General features: G+C 35.5%; 20 protein-coding genes. 8 read left to right on the top strand and 12 right to left on the bottom strand.

The genetic code is table 11. The features are described from left to right. Positions 1-24: 24 nt before the first annotated feature. The 8 genes from D778_RS01075 to D778_RS01040 form a co-directional block, all read right to left on the bottom strand. A complete protein-coding gene (locus D778_RS01075) occupies positions 25-1,239 on the bottom strand; it encodes an aminotransferase class V-fold PLP-dependent enzyme (RefSeq protein WP_007646891.1) in 1,215 nt (404 codons plus the stop codon). Beyond that, positions 1,239-1,832, bottom strand: a complete 594-nt coding sequence (locus tag D778_RS01070) for an outer membrane beta-barrel protein (protein WP_007646888.1) — start codon at positions 1,830-1,832, stop codon at positions 1,239-1,241. Before D778_RS01070 ends, D778_RS01075 begins: the two co-directional genes overlap by 1 nt. A gap of 17 nt (positions 1,833-1,849) precedes the next feature. Further along, the gene (gene sufD / locus D778_RS01065) at positions 1,850-3,163 is read right to left on the bottom strand and encodes a Fe-S cluster assembly protein SufD (RefSeq protein WP_007646886.1); all 1,314 of its coding nucleotides are present in this window, start codon (positions 3,161-3,163) and stop codon (positions 1,850-1,852) included. 63 nt (positions 3,164-3,226) lie between these two features. Further along, positions 3,227-3,616, bottom strand: a complete 390-nt coding sequence (locus tag D778_RS01060; protein WP_007646879.1) for a four helix bundle protein — start codon at positions 3,614-3,616, stop codon at positions 3,227-3,229. A gap of 28 nt (positions 3,617-3,644) precedes the next feature. Beyond that, entirely contained in the window at positions 3,645-4,394 is a 750-nt protein-coding gene (gene sufC, locus D778_RS01055; protein ID WP_007646876.1) for a Fe-S cluster assembly ATPase SufC, read from the bottom strand. 52 nt (positions 4,395-4,446) lie between these two features. Then, on the bottom strand, positions 4,447-4,854 hold the full coding sequence (locus D778_RS01050; RefSeq protein ID WP_007646874.1) for a hypothetical protein: 408 nt from the start codon (positions 4,852-4,854) through the stop codon (positions 4,447-4,449). A gap of 95 nt (positions 4,855-4,949) precedes the next feature. Further along, positions 4,950-6,398, bottom strand: coding sequence for a Fe-S cluster assembly protein SufB (gene sufB, locus D778_RS01045; protein ID WP_007646872.1), 1,449 nt, complete (start codon positions 6,396-6,398; stop codon positions 4,950-4,952). Positions 6,399-6,471: 73 nt separating this feature from the next. Next, positions 6,472-6,801 carry a HesB/IscA family protein gene (locus D778_RS01040; RefSeq protein ID WP_007646870.1) on the bottom strand — a complete coding sequence of 110 codons (330 nt, stop codon included), beginning with the start codon at positions 6,799-6,801 and terminating at the stop codon, positions 6,472-6,474. Between the two features lie 386 nt (positions 6,802-7,187). Between D778_RS01040 and thiL the strand changes: the two genes are divergently transcribed. Beyond that, positions 7,188-8,234, top strand: a complete 1,047-nt coding sequence (gene thiL, locus D778_RS01035) for a thiamine-phosphate kinase (RefSeq protein ID WP_007646868.1) — start codon at positions 7,188-7,190, stop codon at positions 8,232-8,234. A gap of 288 nt (positions 8,235-8,522) precedes the next feature. Here the strand turns inward: thiL and D778_RS01025 are convergent, their stop codons facing one another. Both D778_RS01025 and D778_RS01020 read right to left on the bottom strand, forming a co-directional pair. Further along, positions 8,523-8,786 carry a hypothetical protein gene (locus tag D778_RS01025; RefSeq protein WP_007646864.1) on the bottom strand — a complete coding sequence of 88 codons (264 nt, stop codon included), beginning with the start codon at positions 8,784-8,786 and terminating at the stop codon, positions 8,523-8,525. 61 nt (positions 8,787-8,847) lie between these two features. Further along, positions 8,848-9,693 carry an alpha/beta fold hydrolase gene (locus D778_RS01020; protein ID WP_007646862.1) on the bottom strand — a complete coding sequence of 282 codons (846 nt, stop codon included), beginning with the start codon at positions 9,691-9,693 and terminating at the stop codon, positions 8,848-8,850. A gap of 53 nt (positions 9,694-9,746) precedes the next feature. Here D778_RS01020 and brnQ point away from each other — a divergent pair, with 53 nt between their 5' ends. Beyond that, positions 9,747-11,027 carry a branched-chain amino acid transport system II carrier protein gene (gene brnQ, locus D778_RS01015; RefSeq protein ID WP_007646861.1) on the top strand — a complete coding sequence of 427 codons (1,281 nt, stop codon included), beginning with the start codon at positions 9,747-9,749 and terminating at the stop codon, positions 11,025-11,027. A 77-nt stretch (positions 11,028-11,104) separates the two neighbouring features. On the opposite strand, the gene D778_RS01010 is transcribed toward brnQ, so the two are convergent. Then, entirely contained in the window at positions 11,105-12,397 is a 1,293-nt protein-coding gene (locus tag D778_RS01010) for an aminopeptidase P family protein (RefSeq protein WP_007646860.1), read from the bottom strand. A 223-nt stretch (positions 12,398-12,620) separates the two neighbouring features. Here D778_RS01010 and D778_RS01005 point away from each other — a divergent pair, with 223 nt between their 5' ends. The 5 genes from D778_RS01005 to D778_RS00985 all read left to right on the top strand — a co-directional run bounded on the left by D778_RS01005 (position 12,621) and on the right by D778_RS00985 (position 18,977). After that, entirely contained in the window at positions 12,621-13,493 is an 873-nt protein-coding gene (locus tag D778_RS01005) for a hypothetical protein (RefSeq protein ID WP_007646858.1), read from the top strand. A gap of 162 nt (positions 13,494-13,655) precedes the next feature. Next, positions 13,656-14,333 (top strand): succinate dehydrogenase cytochrome b subunit, encoded by a 678-nt coding sequence (locus D778_RS01000; protein ID WP_040491181.1) that lies wholly within the window; start codon positions 13,656-13,658, stop codon positions 14,331-14,333. A 14-nt stretch (positions 14,334-14,347) separates the two neighbouring features. Then, positions 14,348-16,360 carry a fumarate reductase/succinate dehydrogenase flavoprotein subunit gene (locus D778_RS00995; RefSeq protein WP_007646852.1) on the top strand — a complete coding sequence of 671 codons (2,013 nt, stop codon included), beginning with the start codon at positions 14,348-14,350 and terminating at the stop codon, positions 16,358-16,360. Positions 16,361-16,367: 7 nt separating this feature from the next. Next, positions 16,368-17,114: a succinate dehydrogenase/fumarate reductase iron-sulfur subunit gene (locus D778_RS00990; protein ID WP_007646850.1), complete on the top strand. Its 747-nt coding sequence runs from the start codon at positions 16,368-16,370 to the stop codon at positions 17,112-17,114. Between the two features lie 93 nt (positions 17,115-17,207). Beyond that, the gene (locus D778_RS00985; protein WP_007646848.1) at positions 17,208-18,977 is read left to right on the top strand and encodes a MutS-related protein; all 1,770 of its coding nucleotides are present in this window, start codon (positions 17,208-17,210) and stop codon (positions 18,975-18,977) included. 87 nt (positions 18,978-19,064) lie between these two features. Here D778_RS00985 and D778_RS00980 read toward each other — a convergent pair whose 3' ends face one another. Next, positions 19,065-21,182: a S46 family peptidase gene (locus D778_RS00980; RefSeq protein ID WP_007646846.1), complete on the bottom strand. Its 2,118-nt coding sequence runs from the start codon at positions 21,180-21,182 to the stop codon at positions 19,065-19,067. A gap of 189 nt (positions 21,183-21,371) precedes the next feature. On the opposite strand from D778_RS00980, the gene D778_RS00975 reads away from it, so the two are divergent. Next, a complete protein-coding gene (locus D778_RS00975) occupies positions 21,372-22,514 on the top strand; it encodes a methionine aminotransferase (protein WP_007646843.1) in 1,143 nt (380 codons plus the stop codon). Positions 22,515-22,541 lie beyond the last annotated feature (27 nt).

Here is a 22,541-nt window from a genome sequence, read left to right as displayed (position 1 = left end):
GATACAAAAAGGAAGCCAAAGTGTTTAGGCCAACATCATTTTTGCTTTCTTAACTCCTGCAACCAAAATATCCACTTCTTCTTTGGTGTTATAAAATGCAAACGATGCTCTAACAGTTCCGGGAATTTTAAAGTAAGCCATGATAGGTTGAGCACAATGATGGCCAGTTCTTACAGCAATTCCTAACTTATCTAAAATGGTTCCAATATCGTATGGATGAATGCCTTCAATATTAAATGAAATGACTGAAGTTTTGTTTTTAGAAGTCCCATAAATTTTTAATCCTTCTATTTCCATAAGTTTTTCTGTGGCATATTCCAAAAGCTCGTGTTCGTAAGCAGCAATGTTATCAAATCCTATGGCATTTAAATAATCTATGGCAGCACCAAAAGCAATACCACCACAAATGTTTGGTGTTCCAGCTTCAAATTTATGAGGCAAGCCAGCATAGGTTGTTTTTTCAAAAGTAACATCTGCAATCATTTCGCCACCACCTTGGTAAGGTGGCAATTTGTTAAGCCATGCTTCTTTTCCATAAAGCATCCCTACTCCTGTTGGGCCACACATTTTATGTGCAGAAGCCACATAAAAATCCACATTTAATGCTTGAACATCTGGTTTGACGTGTGGACAAGCTTGAGCTCCATCAATTAAGACAGCTGCTCCAACTTGATGGGCTTTTTCAATAATGAGCTCTATAGGATTAATGGTTCCCAAGGCATTTGAGATATGATTTACAAAAACCAGCTTGGTTTTATTTGAAAGCAATTTGCTGTATTCTGTCAAAACCAATTCGCCTTCATCATTCATGTGAATAACTTTTAAAACAGCTCCAGTTTTTTCACATAACATTTGCCAAGGCACAATATTACTGTGATGTTCTAAGGCCGAAACCATAATTTCATCACCTTTATCCAATAATGAAGCAAAACCGTGGGCCACCAAATTGATGCTTTCAGTAGTGCCAGAGGTCATGATAATTTCATGTGCATGCTTGGCATTAAAATGGTTTTGAATTTTATGTCTGGCTTCTTCGTATTTGTCGGTCGCTTCCTGACTTAAGTTGTGAACACCTCTGTGAATATTGGCATTGTAGTTGGAATAATAATCCACTATAACATCTATTACCTGAATAGGTGTTTGCGACGTTGCTCCATTATCTAAATACACCAAGGGTTTGCCATGTACTTTTCTTGAAAGTATGGGGAAGTCTTTGCGAATTTCTTTTATTGGAAACATTATTTGTTTATTATTGATTCTAGGTTTATAGCAAAATTTAAGTAACCACCAAAGGTTTTAATTTCAATTGGTTCAGCCTCAGAAATATCTGAAAATCCATAATCACCAATAAATTCAATAGCAAAATATTTAGAAGGATTGAAACCAAAACCAAGTTGGGCACCTATTAAGTAACTTTTGTAAAAATCTTTAATGTCTTCACCATCTCTATCTACTGAAATAACAAAACTAAACCTAGGTCCAGACAAAAAATAGAATTTTGGGTGGAAATTTAACTTAACTTGAGGTATAATTTCTAACGCATTTATATTATTACTGGTTGTATAGCTTGAATAAGTGTATAAATAATTTTGATATATCCTGTTGTATTGAGTGTTTAGTTTTACACCCAATTTTTCTGAAAATTGATAGCTAATAAAACCACCTAAATGAATATTGGGCCTATCTGGATTTTGGGATGATATACTACCTGACGAATTTTTTACTTGTGGATGTAGATAATTTCCCCCAAATACAACTCCATAAGACAAATCTTGAGCTTGAGACAATGAACAGGTAAAAATAAATACAAAAAGTATAAACTGCTTTTTCATAGTTAAAGAGATAGAGACTAAAGGTCAAACCCAATATTAACACCTAATTTGGTGGCTATAATTTTATTGATTCGTTGTTTTATTTCAGGAATTTTAACCGAACTCAACACATTATTGCTAAAGGCATACATCAATAAAGCCTTGGCTTCTTTTTTTGGAATCCCTCGAGATTGCATGTAAAACAAAGCGCTTTCGTCCAATTGTCCAATGGTACAACCATGGGAACATTTTACATCGTCGGCAAAAATTTCCAGTTGGGGTTTTGTGTTTATAGAGGCTTTATCGCTTACAAGGATGTTGTTATTGGCTTGAAACGCATTGGTTTTTTGCGCTTCTTTGTTTACCAAGACTTTTCCGTTGAATACACCTGTTGCATTGTCGTTAAAGATACCTTTGTAATCTTGATGACTCTCACAGTTTGGTTCTATATGATGCACCAAAGTGTTGTGGTCCACATGCTGTTTGTTACCAATAATGGTCACTCCTTTTAAGGTAGAATCGATGCGTTCTCCATTTTGATAAAAATTAAGGTTGTTACGTGTTAATTTACCACCAAATGAAAACGTATGAACCGAACAATGACTCTCTTGCTTTTGGTTGATGAAGGTATTGTCTATTAAAGACGCATTTTCATTGTCGTTTTGAATTTTGTAATAATCTACTATAGCCCGTTTATTTGCAAAAATTTCAGTCACACTGTTTGTTAAAACCGGATTATTGGTTAAACTTTGGTGACGTTCGATAATTTGCACATGGGAATTCTCGTTAACCACAATTAAATTACGTGGTTGATGCATGATAGCTGTTTCATTTCCTGTAGAGAAATGGATGATTTGAATAGGTTTCTCTACCAATTTGTTTTTAGGAATATGAATATAAGCCCCTTCTTGGGAGAAAGCCGTATTTAAAGATGTTATGCTGTCTTTAGTGGCTGCTTTGTTGAAATAATTATCAATAACCAATTGGTATTTGGGTTTGTTTAAAGCTGCAGACATTAAACAAACATCTATGCCATCATGTGTGGTTTGAGATAAATGCGATGAGTATTTTCCATCTATAAACACAATTTTATAACTGTCTATTTCGTGTATAAAATACTTTTTAACATCGTTGTATTCAATGTTCTTTTCGTGTTTGGGAAACACACTGTAATCGTGCTTTAAAATGCTTTTTAAAGATGTGTATTTCCAGGCTTCTTCTTTTTTGGAAGGAAACCCTTGACTTTCAAATATTTTTATGGCTTCACTTCTAACATCGTGAACCGGTGAATCTATATCCACACGGTTTTCAAATGCTAGAAAGGATGAAATGAGTTTGTCTTTTAATTCCATTTTTTTATTGTTTCAAGTTTTTTGTTTAAAGTTTCAGGTTGCTCACTTATTCACTTTAAAACTTTATTTAAACTTGTTTCCTTTAAAATCTTTTTTGTTTAAATATGAAATAAATGCAGCTATTCTTTTGCTTAATTTTTCATATTCATCTACTAATAATTTTAGTTTTTCTTCTGAAATATATTCAGAATCATAAACTCTATATAATTGAGATCTTGCTTCTCCTGCAGAACCTTTTGCGATAGAAAGAAATTGTCTAAATTCAAGATTTCCGTCTCTTTCAAAACCTTCAGCAATATTGTCCATTACAGAACCTGAAGACTCTTTAATTTGATCTTTCAGTCTAAAATCATTTTTTAAATCTGTTTCAATTGTAATGTCTTTGATTATATTAAATAGCCTTCTGGCTTCCTGGCATATTTCTAAATCTTCAAACCGTGATATAGTTGCCATAAACCTGGAACATTAAACTTGAAACTTTTTAAACTAACTCCTGTTTAATCCAGTCGTAACCTTTTTCTTCCAGCTCATGTGCCAATTCCTTTGTGCCAGATTTTACAATCCTTCCATTGTGCAATACATGAACAAAATCTGGAACAATGTAATCCAATAGTCTTTGGTAATGTGTAATAACAATAACAGCGTTGTCTTTGCTCTTTAATTTGTTCACACCATTTGCAACAATACGCAAAGCGTCAATATCCAGACCGGAATCTGTCTCGTCCAAAATGGCCAATTTAGGTTCCAACATGGCCATTTGAAAAATTTCGTTACGTTTTTTCTCACCACCAGAAAACCCTTCGTTTAGAGAACGCGATAAAAACTTTCTGTCTATTTCCAATAATTCAGATTTTTCGCGAATTAATTTCAGCATTTCATTGGCAGGCATTTCTTCCAGTCCTTTGGCCTTACGGGTTTCGTTAATTGCAGTCTTCATGAAGTTGGTTACGGAAACTCCTGGGATTTCCACTGGATATTGAAACGATAGAAAGATGCCTTTGTGAGCGCGCTCTTCTGCTGCCAATTCCTCAATGTTTTTGTCTTCAAAAAGTATGTCTCCATTTGTAACTTCATATTCTTCTTTCCCAGCAATAACTGAAGCCAGAGTACTTTTACCAGATCCATTTGGTCCCATAATGGCATGTACTTCTCCAGGATTTACTTCTAAATTAATGCCTTTTAAAATGGCTTTATCTTCAACACTTGCGTGTAGGTTTTTTATTTTTAACATAATTTATTTATTCAAAAAAAATCAGTGTTTTAAACACTAATTCCTGTTCTTATTATTTATCGGTTCCTATTACAATATCTTTTTTGTTTGGGTTTGGCTTGCTCACATTAATGATTTCCTTAATCTCTATACGAAAAGGCCAACCTTCTTCTCCTTCTGGTTTTGGTATCACGTTCCCTCTAATTTCTACAGGAACCATGTCTGTGTCCTCTGTTTTATAGCCTTTAACCATGTCGTGCAATTCATGCATTTTTTGGTTTATAACAACGCCATATACTTCTTGAGGTGTTTGTAAAACAGCTGCATCGGCATAATACACAAAATCACCAGTTAACAAGGTTAAGCGTTCGGTTTGCTGTTCTGTAGCAGTGTTTTCAGTATCGGTTGTGCCTGTTTTGGAATCGTTTTTACAACTGTAAAGCGTTGTGATTATTAAGAATAAGATGACTGTTTTTTTCATGATTATTATTAATTAAAATTTAGATGCTTCAACGTTTCCATCGTTATTGTTTTGGTGGATGGGTACGCTCAGCATGATATTTCATTCCAATAAGTTTAACCAACAGATCCTTCTAAAGAAATTTCCAATAATTTTTGGGCCTCAATAGCAAATTCCATTGGGAGTTTGTTTAAAACATCTTTACTAAAACCGTTTACAATTAGTGCAATGGCTTTTTCTGTATCGATACCACGTTGGTTGCAATAAAAAATTTGGTCTTCACCTATTTTACTGGTTGTTGCCTCGTGTTCAATTTGTGCCGATTTGTTTTTTGCTTCAATGTAGGGAAACGTGTGTGCACCACACTCGTTGCCCATCAACAAGCTGTCACATTGTGAAAAGTTACGCGCATTGTCTGCATTGGCATTTATTTTTACCAAGCCTCTGTAAGAGTTTTGTGATTTTCCTGCCGAAATACCTTTAGAGATGATGGTTGATTTGGTATTTTTTCCCAAATGAATCATTTTGGTACCAGTGTCTGCCTGTTGGAAATTATTGGTTACGGCAATGGAATAAAATTCACCAACCGAATTATCCCCTTTTAATATGCAACTTGGATATTTCCAGGTAATGGCAGAACCGGTTTCAACTTGTGTCCAGGAAATTTTTGCGTTTTTCTCACAAATCCCTCTTTTGGTTACAAAATTGTAAACACCACCTTTACCTTCGTCATTTCCAGGATACCAGTTTTGAACGGTAGAATATTTTATTTCGGCCCCATCAAGTGCAATAAGTTCCACAACAGCTGCATGCAATTGGTTCTCGTCCCTACTTGGAGCAGTACAACCTTCAAGGTAACTAACGTAACTGTCTTCGTCTGCAATTAAAAGTGTACGTTCAAATTGTCCGGTTCCAGCTTGATTGATTCTAAAATAGGTAGATAACTCCATAGGGCAACGAACACCTTTGGGAATGTAGCAAAAACTACCATCACTAAACACGGCTGAATTTAATGCAGCATAAAAGTTGTCTTTTTGTGGCACAACCGTTCCGATGTATTTTTTAACCAATTCTGGATGTTCTCTTATGGCTTCACTAATGGAGCAGAAAATAATTCCTTTTTCGTTTAGTGTTTTTTTGAAAGTTGTTGCTACAGATACAGAATCAACAACCACATCCATTGCAACTCCAGCCAGCTTTTTTTGTTCGTCTAACGAGATTCCTAATTTTTTGAAAGTGTCCAATAATTCTGGATCCACTTCGTCTAAACTGTCGTATTTAGGTTTGCTATTTGGCGCAGAATAATAGGATATGGCTTGAAAATCCGGTTTTTCGTAAGTAACATTTGCCCATTCCGGCTCAATCATTTCTTTCCAGGCACGAAAAGATTCCAGCCTCCAATCTGTCATCCATTGTGGTTCTTCCTTTTTCAAGGAAATAGCTTTTACTATTTCTTCATTTAAACCAACAGGAAAGGTGTCTGATTCAATATCAGTATAAAAACCGTATTCGTATTCCTTGGTTTTTAGTTCTTCTCTTAAATCGTCTTCAGTATATTTAGTCATAGATTCTAATTATTTTTATAAAGTCTTCACAAAAGGAAGACCTATCTGCCAATAGGCAGGTTTGGATAAGCTGTTATAGTGAAAAAGATTCACCACAGCCACAAGTTCTATTTGCGTTTGGATTGTTAAAAACAAAGCCAGCGCCATTTAAGCCTCCGGAATATTCTAAAGTGGTCCCTATGAGGTACAAAAAGCTTTTTTTGTCAACAATAATTTTCACACCATTGTCTTCAAATACTTTATCTCCTTCCAGTTGCTCCTTATCAAATTTTAAATCGTAGGACAAACCAGAACAACCACCACTTTTAACACCAACCCGCACGAAATCCGTAGCTGAATTAAAGCCGTCTTCAGACATTAATTCCACTACTTTCTTTTTTGCTGTTTCCGATACTTTAATCATAAATAAAATAGATTAATTCACGTGTAAATATTAATTTTTCTATTGTTGCCAGTTGCTTTCATTCATAAAGACAGGCTTAAAGTACCAGGTTCTTTATTAAGAAAGTTTCTAAATAGAAACGCAAAGATACAATATATGTCCTATTTTACCATGGAACATAACATTATATTAGCAAATACTTAGATAGGTTTTTGTTATGGATTTTACAGAAGCATAAACTTAATAAATAACAAACTTTAAAAAAGCGTGTCACTGTACATTAGGTGGTTGGTAAAGTCTTGTTTTCTCTTGAGTTTTCTAATGTATTTGCATGAATCTATGTTGCTTGTTTGATTTAAATATAATTTTTTTCTGCATATCAGCAAGAAGGTTCTTATTTTTGCAATATGATAGAAGATAAAAACCAAAACAGAACAGATTTGGGTTCCTTGGGGGAATTTGGCTTGATAGACCATTTAACTAAAAATTTTACCATAAAGCAAAAGTCTACCATAAAAGGTGTTGGTGATGATGCTGCTGTTATGGATTTTAAAAAAGAACAGGTTGTGGTTACAACCGATATGCTTGTTGAAGGTGTACATTTTGATTTAAGTTATGCGCCATTAAAACATTTAGGTTATAAGGCCATTATTGTGAATCTATCTGATGTTTATGCCATGAATGCCCAAGCAACACAAGTAACGGTTTCTATTGCTGTTTCAAACAGATTTCCATTGGAAGCTTTGGAAGAGTTGTATGCTGGTATTGAAACGGCAGCCAAGATTTATAATATTGATGTAGTAGGAGGGGATACTACGTCCTCCACAACAGGATTGATTATTTCTGTAACTGCCATAGGTGTGGTGGATGCTAAGAAAGTAGTTTATAGGAATGGTGCAAAACCTAACGATTTGTTGGTGGTCACTGGCGATTTAGGTGCAGCATATATGGGTTTACAAGTTTTGGAAAGAGAAAAAGAGGTGTTTAAAGTGAACCCAAACAATCAACCGGAATTAGACAACTACACCTATATTATAGAAAGACAATTAAAACCTGAAGCCAGGAAAGATATTGTAAAATTACTTCATGAATTGGGAGTGAAGCCTACTTCCATGATCGATATCAGTGATGGATTATCTTCTGAAATTATGCACTTGTGCAAACACAGCAAGGTAGGATGTGATTTATACGAAAACAAAATCCCATTGGATCCTCAAGTAATTTCCACTTGCGAGGAATTTAAAATTGATAGCACCACAGTTGCTTTAAATGGAGGAGAGGATTATGAGTTGTTATTTACTATTTCTCAAGAAGATTTTCCTAAAATTAAAGGCAATCCTAACTTTACGGTTATTGGTTTTATGAAAGAAGAAGCTGCTGGCATGCACTTAATTACTAGGGCAGAAACAAGTATTCCTTTAAAAGCACAAGGCTGGAATGCCCTTAATAATTAGTTGTTAATTGGGCTGCTTTTCGTTTCTTTTTTTTGTGAATATAGTTTAACACAGAATTTATCTCTTTTTGTTTTTGTGTTAATGGCGTTAATGCCCCATTTTCATTTGTGGACATTTGCTTTTTGCATTGCACGCATTGGTATTCATTTACATAATCAGTCACTCTTCTGGTTATTTTAAAATCATGACCTTTTAGGGAACAAATCAGATTTTTCATGTTGTTTTGGCTATCATCAATTTTTGTTAAAACAGAATATAGTCAATTCAACCGATACACCAAGGAATTGCCTAATAAATCGATGAAACGAACGATTTGTTCTTTAATCGCAACATGCGTCTGGTATAAAAATCTTCCAAAAGCATATTTATTTCCTTGTATTTAGGTGTTAGCTCGGTAAGGTTTCCGTTACTGTTGGTGGTTAATTGTTTTTTACAGCACTTGCAAGTGTACTCTTTGACATGTGATGTTACTTTTTTTGAAACTTGATAATTGTGTCCAAAAACATCGCAATAAATTTTGAATGGGTTTCGGTTGGTAGTAGGTTTTTTCATAATAAGCTAGTTTGGAATGCCTAACTTAATTAAAAAAAGCAATATAATAGCCAAAAAGCAATTATTTTTCGATGAAACGCATGATATTGTAAGTTAATTCTTCTTTATTTTCGATATGGCTCATATGGCCTTCTGTTAGTTCCACGATATCCACATCAGTCCCTTTTAATTGTTTTTTCACGCTATCAGCATCCAGAATGGGATCTTTTTTACCAATTATTAACAGTTTTTTTGTTGGTAATGTCCTAAAAAGTTGGGTTTTGTCTGTTCTTAATTTCATTCCTTCGTTAGCAGCCATGTAACCTTGAACACTTGTCTTTAAGGCTTCGGTTAAAGCAATTTCCAATTCTTGTTTATGGGTTTCCTTACTTTTCAAACTGAATAAATTAGTAAAAGACATCCTTACTAAATTGTCAAAATTGGTTTGTGCCATGAGGTTGGCTCGGGTCCTTAGCATTTTTCTTTCTTCACTATCCGGAAGAAAAGTGGAATTCATCAAGCAAAGTCCCTGCATGCTATTTGGGTTCTTTTCTGCCATGGCCAAAGCTACATAGCCACCCATGGAATGACCTATTATGGTTTTGTTTTCAATATTTAAATGGTTTAAAACAGCATTAACAGTCTCTGCCATTAACTCCATGCTGTGCACGTACCCAAGACAACCTGTTAGTCCGTGTCCCAATAAATCTATGGTAATAACCCTATGGGTTTTCAATAAATCTGGAATTAAAGGTGTCCACATATTGGAACTCTCAAGAAAACCATGTAATAAAACAATTGGTTTGCCATAGCCTTGATCTGTATAAAAAACTTGAATGCCTTTGTGCTCTAAAATCATTTTTAAACTATCTTGTGCAAAGATAGCAAGACCAAGCTGTTTGAAGAAACAGGAACCAATTAATTGCATTAAAAATATTTGTTTACTAATAGTTGCCGTAACCCTTTTTGAAACAATCTCTTATGAATAGAAATAAAGAAGTATTAGTAACTGCATTTGCCCTTTTTTCTTTGTTTTTTGGTGCCGGAAATTTAATCCTGCCTCCTTATTTGGGTTTTAAATCTGGTGAATATTGGGTTTTAGTGGCCATAGGTTTTTCAATTACGGCTGTTTTGATTCCGGTTTTGGGAATTTTTGCACATGCCAAATTACAAGGGACCATGTTTGATTTTGCCAAAAAAGTGTCGCCTGTTTTTAGTGGCATCTATTGTTTTGTGGTATATGCCATTGCTATTTCTTTGCCTTCACCAAGAACAGCATCTGTAACACACGAAATGGCCATTGCGCCTTTTTTTAACACAAATGCCTTAGTAACAAGTAGTGTTTATTTTATTTTGGTTTTTGTTTTTGCAATTAATAGGAATAAAATATTGGATTTAATAGGAAAGTTTTTAACTCCTTTAATTGGTATTATCCTCTTGAGCATTATAGGTGTTGGTCTTATTGCATCTCCTTTTGAAGTTAGCCAGACATTGTTGAAGTCCCCTTTTTCAGAAGGAATCCTTGAAGGCTATCAAACTTTCGATGCCATAGGAGCAGTGGTTGTGGGAGCTGTAATTGTTATTTCCTTGAATTTAAAAAACACTAAAACATACCAAGAAAAAAAGGATTTAATAACCAAAGCTGGATGGGTAGCAGGATTTGGACTTATTGTAATTTATGCAGGACTTATATTGAGTGGTTCGCTATTTCAAAGTAAATTTCCATTAGAGGCTACAAGAACTGATGTACTTATAGGATTGAGCAAATTAACCTTAGGGCACATTGGTTCCATGGTTTTAAGTGTGTTAGTGGCATTGGCTTGTTTTACAACTGCCGTTGGAATAGTTACAGGAACATCAGATTATGTAAAAGGCTTGTTTAAGGGTTCGCAAATAGCTTATGTTGCAACTGCTGTCATTGGTTGTTTGATAGGGATATTGGTTGGAAGCTATCAGGTAGGGTTTATTATAGACATTGCCTTGCCAGCGCTAATGTTTATTTATCCAATTACCATTGTGTTGATACTTTTAAATATACTACCAGAAAAGTATGCCTCAAAAAGGGTCTTTAGGGCAGTTGTGTTTATAACATTTTTATTTAGTATCCCAGATTTTTTAAAACATATAATCCCATTGGAGAAAGTGCAATATCTTATAGATTATATACCTTTGGCTTCATATAGCTTGGCTTGGATTTTACCAGCCGTTTTAATGTTTGTATTTTTAAATGTTGTAAACCTTAAAAAAGACATTGTAAGGTAATGGAAGAAAGGGTAAAAAAGCCAAAACCTTATAAACATGAACTTATAAGGTTTTGGTTTAATAAGCGCCATGAATCTTTATGAGTTCATGATATCTTCAATTTCTTCGGCTTCAATAGGAATGTTGCGCATTAAATTAAAAGGCTCCCCGTTTTTTTGAATCACGACATCATCTTCCAATCTAATTCCAAAACCTTCATCTGGAATATAAATTCCTGGTTCAACGGTAAATACCATGTTTTCTTGCATAGGTTCTGTTAGAATGCCATAGTCATGTGTGTCTAATCCCATGTGATGTGATGTGCCATGCATGAAATATTTTTTATAAGCAGGCCAATCTGGATTTTCATTTTTTACATCAGCTTTGTCCAATAATTTTAAGCCAATTAATTCAGATGTCATCAGTTTCCCAACTTCCACATGGTAGTCTGCCCAAATGGTTCCTGGCACCAATAATTTTGTGGCTTCGTTTTTCACTCTGTTTACGGCATTATAAACCTCTTTTTGGCGTTTGGTGAATTTTCCTGAAACAGGAATGGTTCTGGACATGTCACTGGAGTAATTGGCATATTCAGCTCCTGCATCTATTAAAATTAAATCGCCTGCTTTACACTGTTGGTTGTTTTCTATATAATGTAACACGTTGGCATTGTTTCCAGAGGCTATAATAGGAGTATAGGCAAAACCTTTAGAACGGTTTCTTAAAAACTCGTGCATAAATTCGGCTTCAATTTCGTATTCCCAAACATTGGGTTTTACAAAACCTAAAACCCTTCTAAAACCTTTTTCGGTTATATCGCAAGCTTGTTGCAATAGGTCTAATTCTATTTGGTCCTTTACCGAGCGTAAACGTTGTAAAATAGGGTTACTCTTTGCTACGCTATGGGCGGGATATTTTGCTTTTAGCCATTTGTTAAAACGGTCTTCCCTGGTTTCTGTTTCAACATTGGCCCTGTAATGTTCATTGGTGTTTATGTAAACGGTATCAACCTGAGACATAAGTTCGTGCATGATTTTTTCAAAGTCCTGTAGCCAATAAACGGTTTTAATGCCAGAAGTTAGTAAGGCAGCTTCTTTGGTTAGTTTCTCCCCTTCCCAAACAGCTATATGGTCGTTGGTTTCTTTAAGGAATAAAATTTCCCTGTGTTTTTCCTTCGGACAATCAGGAAATATAACCAGGATACTTTCTTCCTGATCCACGCCACTTAAGTAAAAAAGATCTCGATTTTGTTGAAACGGCATTGTACTGTCTGCACCAATTGGGTAAATGTCGTTTGAATTAAACACAGCCAAACTGTTTGGTTTCATTTTATCTGAAAAATCTTTTCGGTTTTTTATAAAGAGTTTGTTGTTGATTAAATGGTATTTCATGAAAATGGTTTTATTTCATTTCCGTGAAGACGGAAATCTTATTGTTTTGTTTTGTCAATTTTTCAAAAATACGGATTTCCTTTTGGCTAATAAAAAAGCCCCATCTATTTATTATAATTTTAACTGAAACATACTATAAAAGTGCCTTTGGGAGTTATTAATACATACTTTTTTTAAAAAAAAATGTTATTTTGGTATTAGTGAATTTTAAAAACCCCAAGTTATGAAACTGTTAAAACCTATTTTTTTATTGGCCATTTTGTTGTTGATTTCCTGTAATAACGATGATACTGAATGTTGTGCAAATCCAGAACCTCAAGCTAATTTAATTGTCAAATTAAAATTCGATCCCAACCAAGAACGCTTGAACAATCTAGGACAGCCAGCCAGTATTCCGTCAGGAAATGCAGCGCAAACTCCAACCATTTCCAGAATGAGTGCCAATTACATAGAGTTTGCTCCAAACGCTTTTACGGGTTTAGGTGAAGGAGAAATTATTTTTGAAGGTTCCAAAACAACTGAAGGAGGGACGGAAGCCATCGATTTTCAGGATGCCATATTTGCTGGAAATAACGATGTGTTCTTGTCCATTCCTCTCAACCAGATAACTCCTGGCGATTATAATTGGGTTCGCGTATCTTTGGCTTATCAGGAAGGAGATATCGATTTATTGGTAAATGGTGTGGATTATACAGGAACCTTAGCCAGTTTTGTTGGATTCAACACTTATATCTCTTCTTTTAATATAAACGGAAGCACCTTTACTGTTAACGAAAACAAACTACAAGGGTTTTGGGCTTTCGAAGCTTTAGGTTTTACATCTCAAGGCCAAGCGCCTCCTGGAGCCACCACCGTTCCAAACCCATTGTTTGATTCATCTCCAATCCCTCAAGGGTCTTGTGTAGTAACAGGACAGTTTGAAAACGGATTGACATTAACTGGAAATGAAACCGAAGATGTAGTTGTGACCTTGTCTTTTTCCATTAACAATAGTTTTGAATGGACCGAAGTGAATACCGACGGTAAATACGAGCCAGAAGCTGGCGAGCAGGTGGTTGATATGGGATTGAGAGGCTTGATTCCTATGGTTGATTAAATGTAAATACTTTAGGTCTATTTGAGACACTTTTTCACTCTTTAAAAATGGGTATCATTTTTTTTAATTAAAATCATTCTAAATACCTATTTTAAATTGCTTCGCTTTTGTCTAAAACTGAATGGAAGTGTATCTTTGTTATATAAAAATTAAACTTCAACAATGAGCGGAATTTTGAATTCTTCGATCGGAAGAAAATTTGCCATGGCACTTTCGGCATTCTTCCTAATGATTTTTTTACTACAACACTTTGCAATTAATTCGCTATCGGTTTTTAGTGCAGATGCCTTTAACGAGGTCTCTCACTTTATGGGAACCAATTGGTTGATTCAATTTGTTATGCAACCCATTTTAATGTTTGGTGTGGTCTTTCATTTTGTGATGGGCTTTGTATTGGAAATCAGAAATAGAAAGGCACGACACATTAGCTATGCTAAAAACAATGGTGCAGCCAATTCTACTTGGATGAGCAGAAACATGATTTACAGTGGTTTGTTCATTTTAATCTTTTTAATCATTCACTTTTTAGATTTTTGGTTTCCAGAAATCAACACAAAATACATCCAAGGCGATATGTCAGGATTGTTGGCAGACGGTGAAGGTTATAGATATTTTGAAGAGTTGCAGCATAAATTTGAACCAGTTTGGCGTGTGGCTTTGTACTGTGTAGGTTTTGTGTTTTTAGCACTTCATTTATTGCATGGTTTCAATTCTGCATTCCAATCTGTTGGAGCAAATAACAAATACACAAAAGGATTAAAAGGATTTGGAAAGGCTTATGCCATTCTCATTCCGTTAGGATTTATCGTTATTGCGTTGGTTCATCATTTTAATCATTAAAAAAACATCTAAATATGGCTTTAGATTCTAAAATACCAGAAGGTCCAATTGCAGACAAATGGACTAATTATAAAAACAACATCAACCTGGTTAATCCTGCCAACAAACGTAACATTGATGTTATTGTGGTTGGAACAGGTTTGGCAGGTGGTTCGGCTGCAGCAACCTTAGCTGAGTTAGGCTATAATGTTAAAGCATTTTGTTTTCAAGATTCTCCAAGACGTGCACATTCTATTGCTGCCCAAGGTGGAATCAATGCTGCTAAAAATTATCAAGGCGATGGCGATTCGGTTTACAGATTGTTTTACGATACAGTAAAAGGAGGCGATTATCGTTCAAGAGAAGCAAATGTGTATCGATTGGCTGAAGTTTCAGCGAATATCATCGACCAATGTGTCGCTCAAGGTGTTCCTTTTGCTCGTGAATATGGAGGTTATTTAGACAACCGATCCTTTGGAGGGGTTTTAGTGTCCAGAACTTTTTATGCAGCAGGACAAACAGGGCAACAGTTATTATTGGGAGCTTATTCTGCCATGAACCGTCAAATTGGTCGTGGAAAAATTAAAATGTACAACCGTCACGAAATGTTAGACGTGGTTGTTGTAGATGGCAAAGCTCGTGGTATTATAACCCGTAATTTAATTACTGGAGAAATTGAAAGACATTCAGCTCATGCAGTGGTTCTTGGAACTGGTGGTTATGGAAACGTTTTCTTTCTTTCCACAAATGCTATGGGTAGTAACGTAACAGCAGCATGGAAAGCACACAAACGAGGGGCTTACTTTGCAAATCCGTGTTACACACAAATTCACCCTACTTGTATTCCAGTGTCTGGAGAACACCAATCTAAATTAACGTTAATGTCTGAGTCATTACGTAATGATGGACGTATTTGGGTGCCTAAACATAAAAAAGATGTAGAGGCTATTCGTAATAAAACACTTAAACCTAAGGATATTAAAGAAGAAGATAGAGATTACTACCTAGAACGTCGTTATCCAGCATTTGGTAACCTGGTGCCTCGTGATGTGGCATCACGTGCAGCTAAAGAGCGTTGTGATGCAGGTTATGGTGTTAATGCAACTGGAGAAGCTGTGTTTTTGGATTTTGCTTCTGCCATTGAACGCTATGGCAAAGAACAAGCCACTGTAAGACATTTAGATATAAATGATGCTGCTTTAGTTAAAAAATTAGGGCAAGAAGTTGTTAAGAATAAATATGGAAACTTATTCCAGATGTACGAAAAAATTGTAGATCAAAATCCATATGAAACACCTATGATGATTTATCCTGCCGTGCACTACACCATGGGAGGAATTTGGGTAGATTATAATTTAATGACTACAGTTCCTGGATTATATGCAATAGGTGAGGCCAATTTTTCAGATCATGGAGCCAACAGACTTGGAGCATCAGCATTGATGCAAGGTTTGGCAGATGGTTATTTTGTATTGCCTTATACTATTGGGGATTATTTAGCAGCAGACATTAGGACTGGAAAAATCCCAACAGATACGCCAGAATTTGATGAAGCTGAAAAAAATGTGAGAGATCAAATCAATCATTTAATAAATAATAACGGAAAATATTCTGTAGACCATTTCCATAAGAAGCTTGGAAAAATCATGTGGAACAAGGTTGGCATGGCTCGTAATGTAAAAGGGCTAACAGAAGCCATTCAGGAAATAAAAGAACTTCGTGCAGAATTCTGGAAAGATGTGAAAGTTCCAGGAACCAACGAAGAATTTAATGAAGAGTTGGCCAAAGCAGGTCGTGTGGCAGATTTCTTGGAATTAGGAGAACTGTTTGCCAAAGATGCCTTACACAGAGAAGAATCGTGTGGAGGACACTTTAGGGAAGATGCTGTGGAAGAAAGTGGCGAACAAAAAGGTGAAGCTAAACGTGACGACGAGAATTTTGCATATGTTGCAGCTTGGGAATACAAAGGCGAACCTAGTGAAGCCGTTCTTCATAAAGAACAATTGGAATTTAAAGATATTGAATTAAAACAAAGAAGTTATAAATAGGAAAGCTATGAATTTAACGTTAAAAATATGGCGTCAAAAAAACGCTAACGATAAAGGAGGTTTAGTCGATTATAAAGTCACTGATGTCTCTCCAGATATGTCTTTCCTTGAAATGCTAGACGTATTAAATGAAGATTTAATAAACAAAAACGAAGAACCAGTAGCTTTCGATCATGATTGTCGCGAAGGTATCTGTGGTATGTGCTCCCTTTATATTAATGGTGAAGCTCATGGTCCAGATCGTGGTATCACAACCTGTCAGTTACACATGCGTATGTTTAAAGATGGAGACACTATTTATATCGAGCCTTTTAGAGCTGCAGCTTTTCCAGTAATCAAAGATTTGGTTGTTGATAGATCTGCTTTTGATCGTATTCAACATGCAGGTGGTTTTATATCTGTAAACACCTCAGGAAATACCATAGATGCAAATGCCATCCCTGTAAATAAACACGATGCAGATAAAGCTTTCGATGCTGCAACCTGTATAGGTTGTGGTGCTTGTGTGGCAAGTTGTAAAAACTCGTCTGCCATGCTGTTTGTATCAGCTAAAGTATCTCAGTTTGCGTTGTTGCCACAAGGTAAAATAGAAGCTACAGACAGAGTATTGAACATGGTAAAGCAAATGGATGAAGAAGGTTTTGGTAACTGTACAAATACTGGTGCTTGCGAAGTGGAATGCCCTAAAGGAATTTCGCTTGAAAACATTGCTAGGATGAATAGAGAGTATTTAAAAGCTAGTTTAAAAGGATAATGTTATTTAGAGCGATAGCGAAGAATCTCTTATAAATTAAAAATCCCAAGCTAAGTCTTGGGATTTTTGTTTCTTTACATTTCAATTTATAGCATGAGACATCCTAATATATTTTATAAAACACAGCTAGAAAAGCATCAGCAGGAGCTAAAAAAATTCAATAAAAAATTGATTGGATTAAGTAGCTTGAGACTGCTTGTATTTTTATTAACCGTTGCAGGCATTTATATGGCTTTTAGCTTCTGGCAAATGGCTTTAGGCATTGGAATTGCTGGAATAGCTGGTTTTATATTCCTATTGTCAAAATACACAGATACCAAACGCTTAAGAGATGTTAGTAAGGCTTTGGTTGTTTTAAATGAGGAAGAGATAAACATCGCATCAGGGAATTTTCACCATCGGGATTCAGGCAAACAATTTCAGGATCCTCATCATTTTTATAGCTTGGATATAGATTTATTTGGAAAAGGTTCCTTTTTTCAGTTTATCAATAGAACAACCATACAAGAAGGCACCAAACGTTTGGCAACTATCTTAACCGCAAACACTATTGATGCTATTGTACCAAAGCAACAGGCCATAAAGGAACTCGCTGAAAAACCAGAATGGCGACAACAGTATTCAGCAACTGCTAAGTTGATACACACAGAAACACCTGCTTTAAAAATTATTGAATGGCTAAACAGCCACCAATCGTTTCTACCAAAAATAATGGGCTGGTTGCCAAAGGTTTTTTCTTTAGCATCCATAGCGGTTGTGGCACTTGGGATGTTTCAAATAATCGATTTGGGTTTTGTGGGTTATTGGTTGTTATTTGGGTTAATAATTACAGGTTTGCATTTAAAGAAAATAAATGTTTTAGCCAGTAACACAGATAAAACCCGAGATACTTTTAGACAATATGCTTTATTGTTGAAACAGATTGAAAATGAATCCTTTTCGTCTGAATGGCTTAAAGAAAAACAGGCTTGTATTCAGCAAGAGCACAAAAAAGCATCTGATATATTTTCACAGTTTTCCAAGTATTTAGACGCTTTGGATAATAGAAACAACATGATTTCAGCCATTTTTGGGAATGGGTTTTTCTTGTCAGACCTAAAGAATGCATACAATATAGAAAAATGGATTTCTCAATACAAAACAACGGTTGACCGTTGGTTTGAAGTGGTTTCTTTCTTTGATGCCTACAACAGCTTGGGAAATTATGCCTTTAATCATCCAGAATATGTATTTCCAGATATTGTTGCAAATCAAACGGTTATTGAAGCCAAGAACTTAGGACATCCTTTATTGGACCGAGACAAACGGATAGATAGCGACTTAAAAATTCTAAATCAGGAATTTTTTATTGTTACTGGAGCCAATATGGCTGGAAAAAGTACTTTTTTAAGAACGGTTTCCCTGCATATAGTTATGGCAAATACAGGTTTGCCAGTGTGTGCAACATCCAGTACTTACAGTCCTGTAAAACTTATAACAAGTATGCGAACCAGCGATTCCTTAACAGATGATAGTTCTTATTTCTTTTCAGAATTGACCAGATTGAAGTTTATTGTGGATGAAATTGCCAAAGAACCTTATTTTATCATTCTAGATGAAATATTAAAAGGGACCAATTCTACTGATAAAGCTATTGGCTCCCGTAAATTCGTTGAGAAACTGGTTGCTGGAAACGCTACGGGAATTATTGCCACACACGATTTAAGTTTATGTGACATTGCCAAAGAGTTGGATGCCGTTAAAAATTACTTTTTTGATGCCCTAATTATTGATGACGAACTCTTTTTCGATTATAAATTTAAAGATGGGATTTGCCAAAACATGAATGCAAGCTTCTTATTAAAGAAAATGGAAATTATTTAAAAACCATAAAAAAGACCCACAAGGATTTTTGAAATCTTGCAGGTCTAGAAATAGGTTTTATTAGCAGTTTTAAATTGCTATGGGAAGTTAATTCTTTTTATTCTTTTGTTTGCTTTTTGCTTTCTTTGGGTGTACCAATTCCATTTCGTCAATTAAGTGTTTTGCTCCAGCATATTTATCAACTATAAACAAAACATATCTTAAATCCACCATAATATTTCTGCAGATTTCAGGATCGTAATACATATCGCTCATGGTGCCTTCCCAAACCCTATCGAAATTCAAGCCTATTAAATTTCCATGCGCATCTATGGTTGGACTTCCTGAGTTTCCTCCAGTAGTATGGTTAGTCCCTAAAAAGCACACAGGCACTTTTCCGTTTGCATCTGCATATGGTCCGTAATCTTTGGCTTCGTATAAATCGATTAGTTTTTGTGGCACATCAAACTCGTAGTCGCCTGGAATGTATTTTTCTATCACGCCATCCAGATAACTAACAGGCGAATAATACACAGCATCTCTTGGCGAATACCCTCTTACTTGTCCATACGTAACACGAAGCGTTCCGTTGGCATCTGGAAAATATCTTTCATTGGGTAAGGCTTTCATTAAAGCTGTCATGTATTCGGTTTGTAAGGCTGTAATTGGTTCGTTTTTAGCTTCAAACTCTGGGTTTATGGTGTTATAAAACTCATCAATCATGGGTTTTGCATAGGCATACGCAGGATCGTTATTGAGTTTTTCAATAACCTCTTCTGGTGTCCCTTCGAATAATTTTAAAGCTGTGTCCAAACTTGTAAAGGCTGTGTTGTTATAAATGGAAACATCCACATTATTCGTGTAAAAAGGCATCACGCTTTCAAAAACACCTTTATCCACATTCACATCATAATTTTTGTGGATTCCTGTAATGGTACCTTCAATAGATGCTTTGGCTTTATCAAAAATATCCGGATTGTTTTTAATGGCCTGTTCAAACTGGTAGGTTCTAAAGGTCATGTTCATTAATTCATTGGTCACCAAAAAGACTTCAATAAAACTTCTACGCTTAATGTTTATATCAGCAAAATTTTCATAAAGGACATCAAATTCAGGAAGAATGTTTCCATATTTGGTTTCCAATCCTTTTTCTTTTAGTGCTTTTTTAAAGGTGGCTTCAAAAGCACGCCTTTCTTCTATAGCATTACTTTTTTCAATTCCAAGGTTTTCACCTATCCATTTTTTCCAAGCATTTGCAATTCGAGCTTGTTTGGAGGCATATTTAATTCGTACCTCGTCGCTTTCCTTCATTTTAGCGTCAATAACCTTTAGCGCTGCTTCACGAATGGCAATATTGCTTGGGTTGTATGCCTTGGTAATATGTTCTATGGCAACAGCAGGCAAATACTCGTCTGTGGTTCCTGGAAACCCAAAGACCATGGTGAAATCGCCTTCTTCAATGCCATCCAAGGAAATTGGTAAAAAGTGCTTAGGTTTGTAAGGCACGTTGTCCTTACTATATTCGGCAGGACGATTGTTTTTATCTGCATAAATTCTAAACATAGAAAAATCCCCTGTATGTCTTGGGAACACCCAGTTGTCTGTATCGCTTCCAAATTTCCCGATACTTGATGGAGGTGCGCCAACCAAACGTATGTCGTTAAAACGCTCTGTTACAAATAAAAAGTACTGATTGCCTTTGTAAAAGGATTTGATTTTGGTATCCTGCCAAGCTTCTTTTTGTACTTCAGCCTCCAAGGCGTTGGAATTTTTAGAGATAGCAGATTGTTTTTCTTTTTCTGTCATGTCTTCTGTAACACCATTTAAAACTTGTGTGGTTACATCTTCAATTCTTACTATAAACTCTATAAAAAGACCAGGATTAGGCAATTCTTCTTCCAAGCTCATGGCCCAAAAACCATCTTTTAAATAATCGTTTTCCAAAGAGGAATGCGATTGGATCTGGCTATAACCACAATGATGATTGGTTAGTATCAAACCTTTGGGAGAGATCACTTCACTGGTACAACCACCATTAAAATGACCAATGGCATCTTTTAAACTGGAGTTGTTTACATCATAAATATCCTTGGCTGTAAGCTTGCTGCCAAGATTGGCCATTTCCTGCTCGTTCATGCCTTCCAATAGCGAAGGGATCCACATGCCTCCTTGTTGGGCAGACACCTGTAATGTGATAAAAAGTAATAGAATTTTAATGAATTTCATAATGATGATAATTTAGTAAGTTTCAAAGATAAAGAACCCGAATATAAAAGATGTTAAAATGAACCAAATTTATCGACCTAACTTGTATCTTTAAGCTATGAAGGCCCATAATGGGTATTTACTAAAAATGCTTAATACTATCAAAATTGATAACTAGTTGAATCATAAGTTTTGGAAAAATTTAATTAGATGATACACCTCTCTAAACTCCCAAATATTGAGACCACCATTTTCACGGTTATGAGTGGTTTGGCGAATAAACATAAGGCGATTAACTTATCGCAAGGCTTTCCAAATTTTAAAGGCGACCAAAAATTGATTGACTTGGTAAGCAAAGCGATGAATTCCGGCTACAATCAATATGCGTTAATGCCAGGAAATATGCAGCTTCGTGAGGCCATTGCTAAAAAATTTGATTTGCTCTACGGAAGTTCCTATCATCCAGAATCCGAAATTACCATTACGGCAGGAGCCACTCAAGCTATTTACGATGTGATTACAGCTTTTGTAAGAGCAGATGATGAAGTGATTATTTTAAAACCGGCTTACGATTGTTACGAACCTTCTATTAGGATTAATGGAGGAAAACCGGTTTCCATTCAATTGGAAGCTCCAAATTATCAAGTGGATTGGAATGAGGTGGCACAAAAAATGTCGTCCAAAACAAAAATGATTATCATAAACACACCACATAATCCTAGTGGTACGATATTTAGTGAAGCAGATATGTTGAAACTTCAAGAACTTACCAAAAACAGCAATATCATTGTGTTGAGCGATGAGGTTTACGAGCATATAGTGTTTGATGGCGAAAAACACCAAAGTGTCTGTTTGTTCCCAGACCTTAAATCCAGAAGTTTTATTACAGCTTCCTTTGGAAAAACTTTTCATAATACAGGTTGGAAAACGGGTTATTGTTGTGCGCCAAAAGAGTTGATGGAGGAGTTTCAAAAAATCCACCAGTTTAATGTGTTTAGCGTGAACCATCCTGTGCAAAAAGGCTTGGCAGATTATATGCAGGATCCGAATACTTATTTGGGTTTATCTGAATTTTTTCAAGCAAAACGCGATTTGTTTTTAAATCTGATTAAAGACTCCAGATTTCAATTCAAACCCTCTCAAGGGACATATTTTCAAGTGTTGGACTATTCAAAAATCACCCAAGAATACGATGTGGATTACGCCAAGCGTTTAACCATAGAGAATGGCTTGGCATCCATTCCTCTTTCGGTTTTTAATGAGAATAAATTAGATAATAAGGTGTTGCGTTTTTGTTTTGCTAAAACGGACGAGACCTTAAAGCAGGCAGCTGATATATTGAATAATATATAGTTTTTTCCTCACAGCCTATCCCAATTT

The sequence above is a fragment of the Xanthomarina gelatinilytica genome, assembly GCF_000348685.1.
GTDB classification, from domain to species: Bacteria; Bacteroidota; Bacteroidia; order Flavobacteriales; family Flavobacteriaceae; genus Xanthomarina; species Xanthomarina gelatinilytica.
This window is presented reverse-complemented; position numbering and strand designations above follow the sequence as displayed.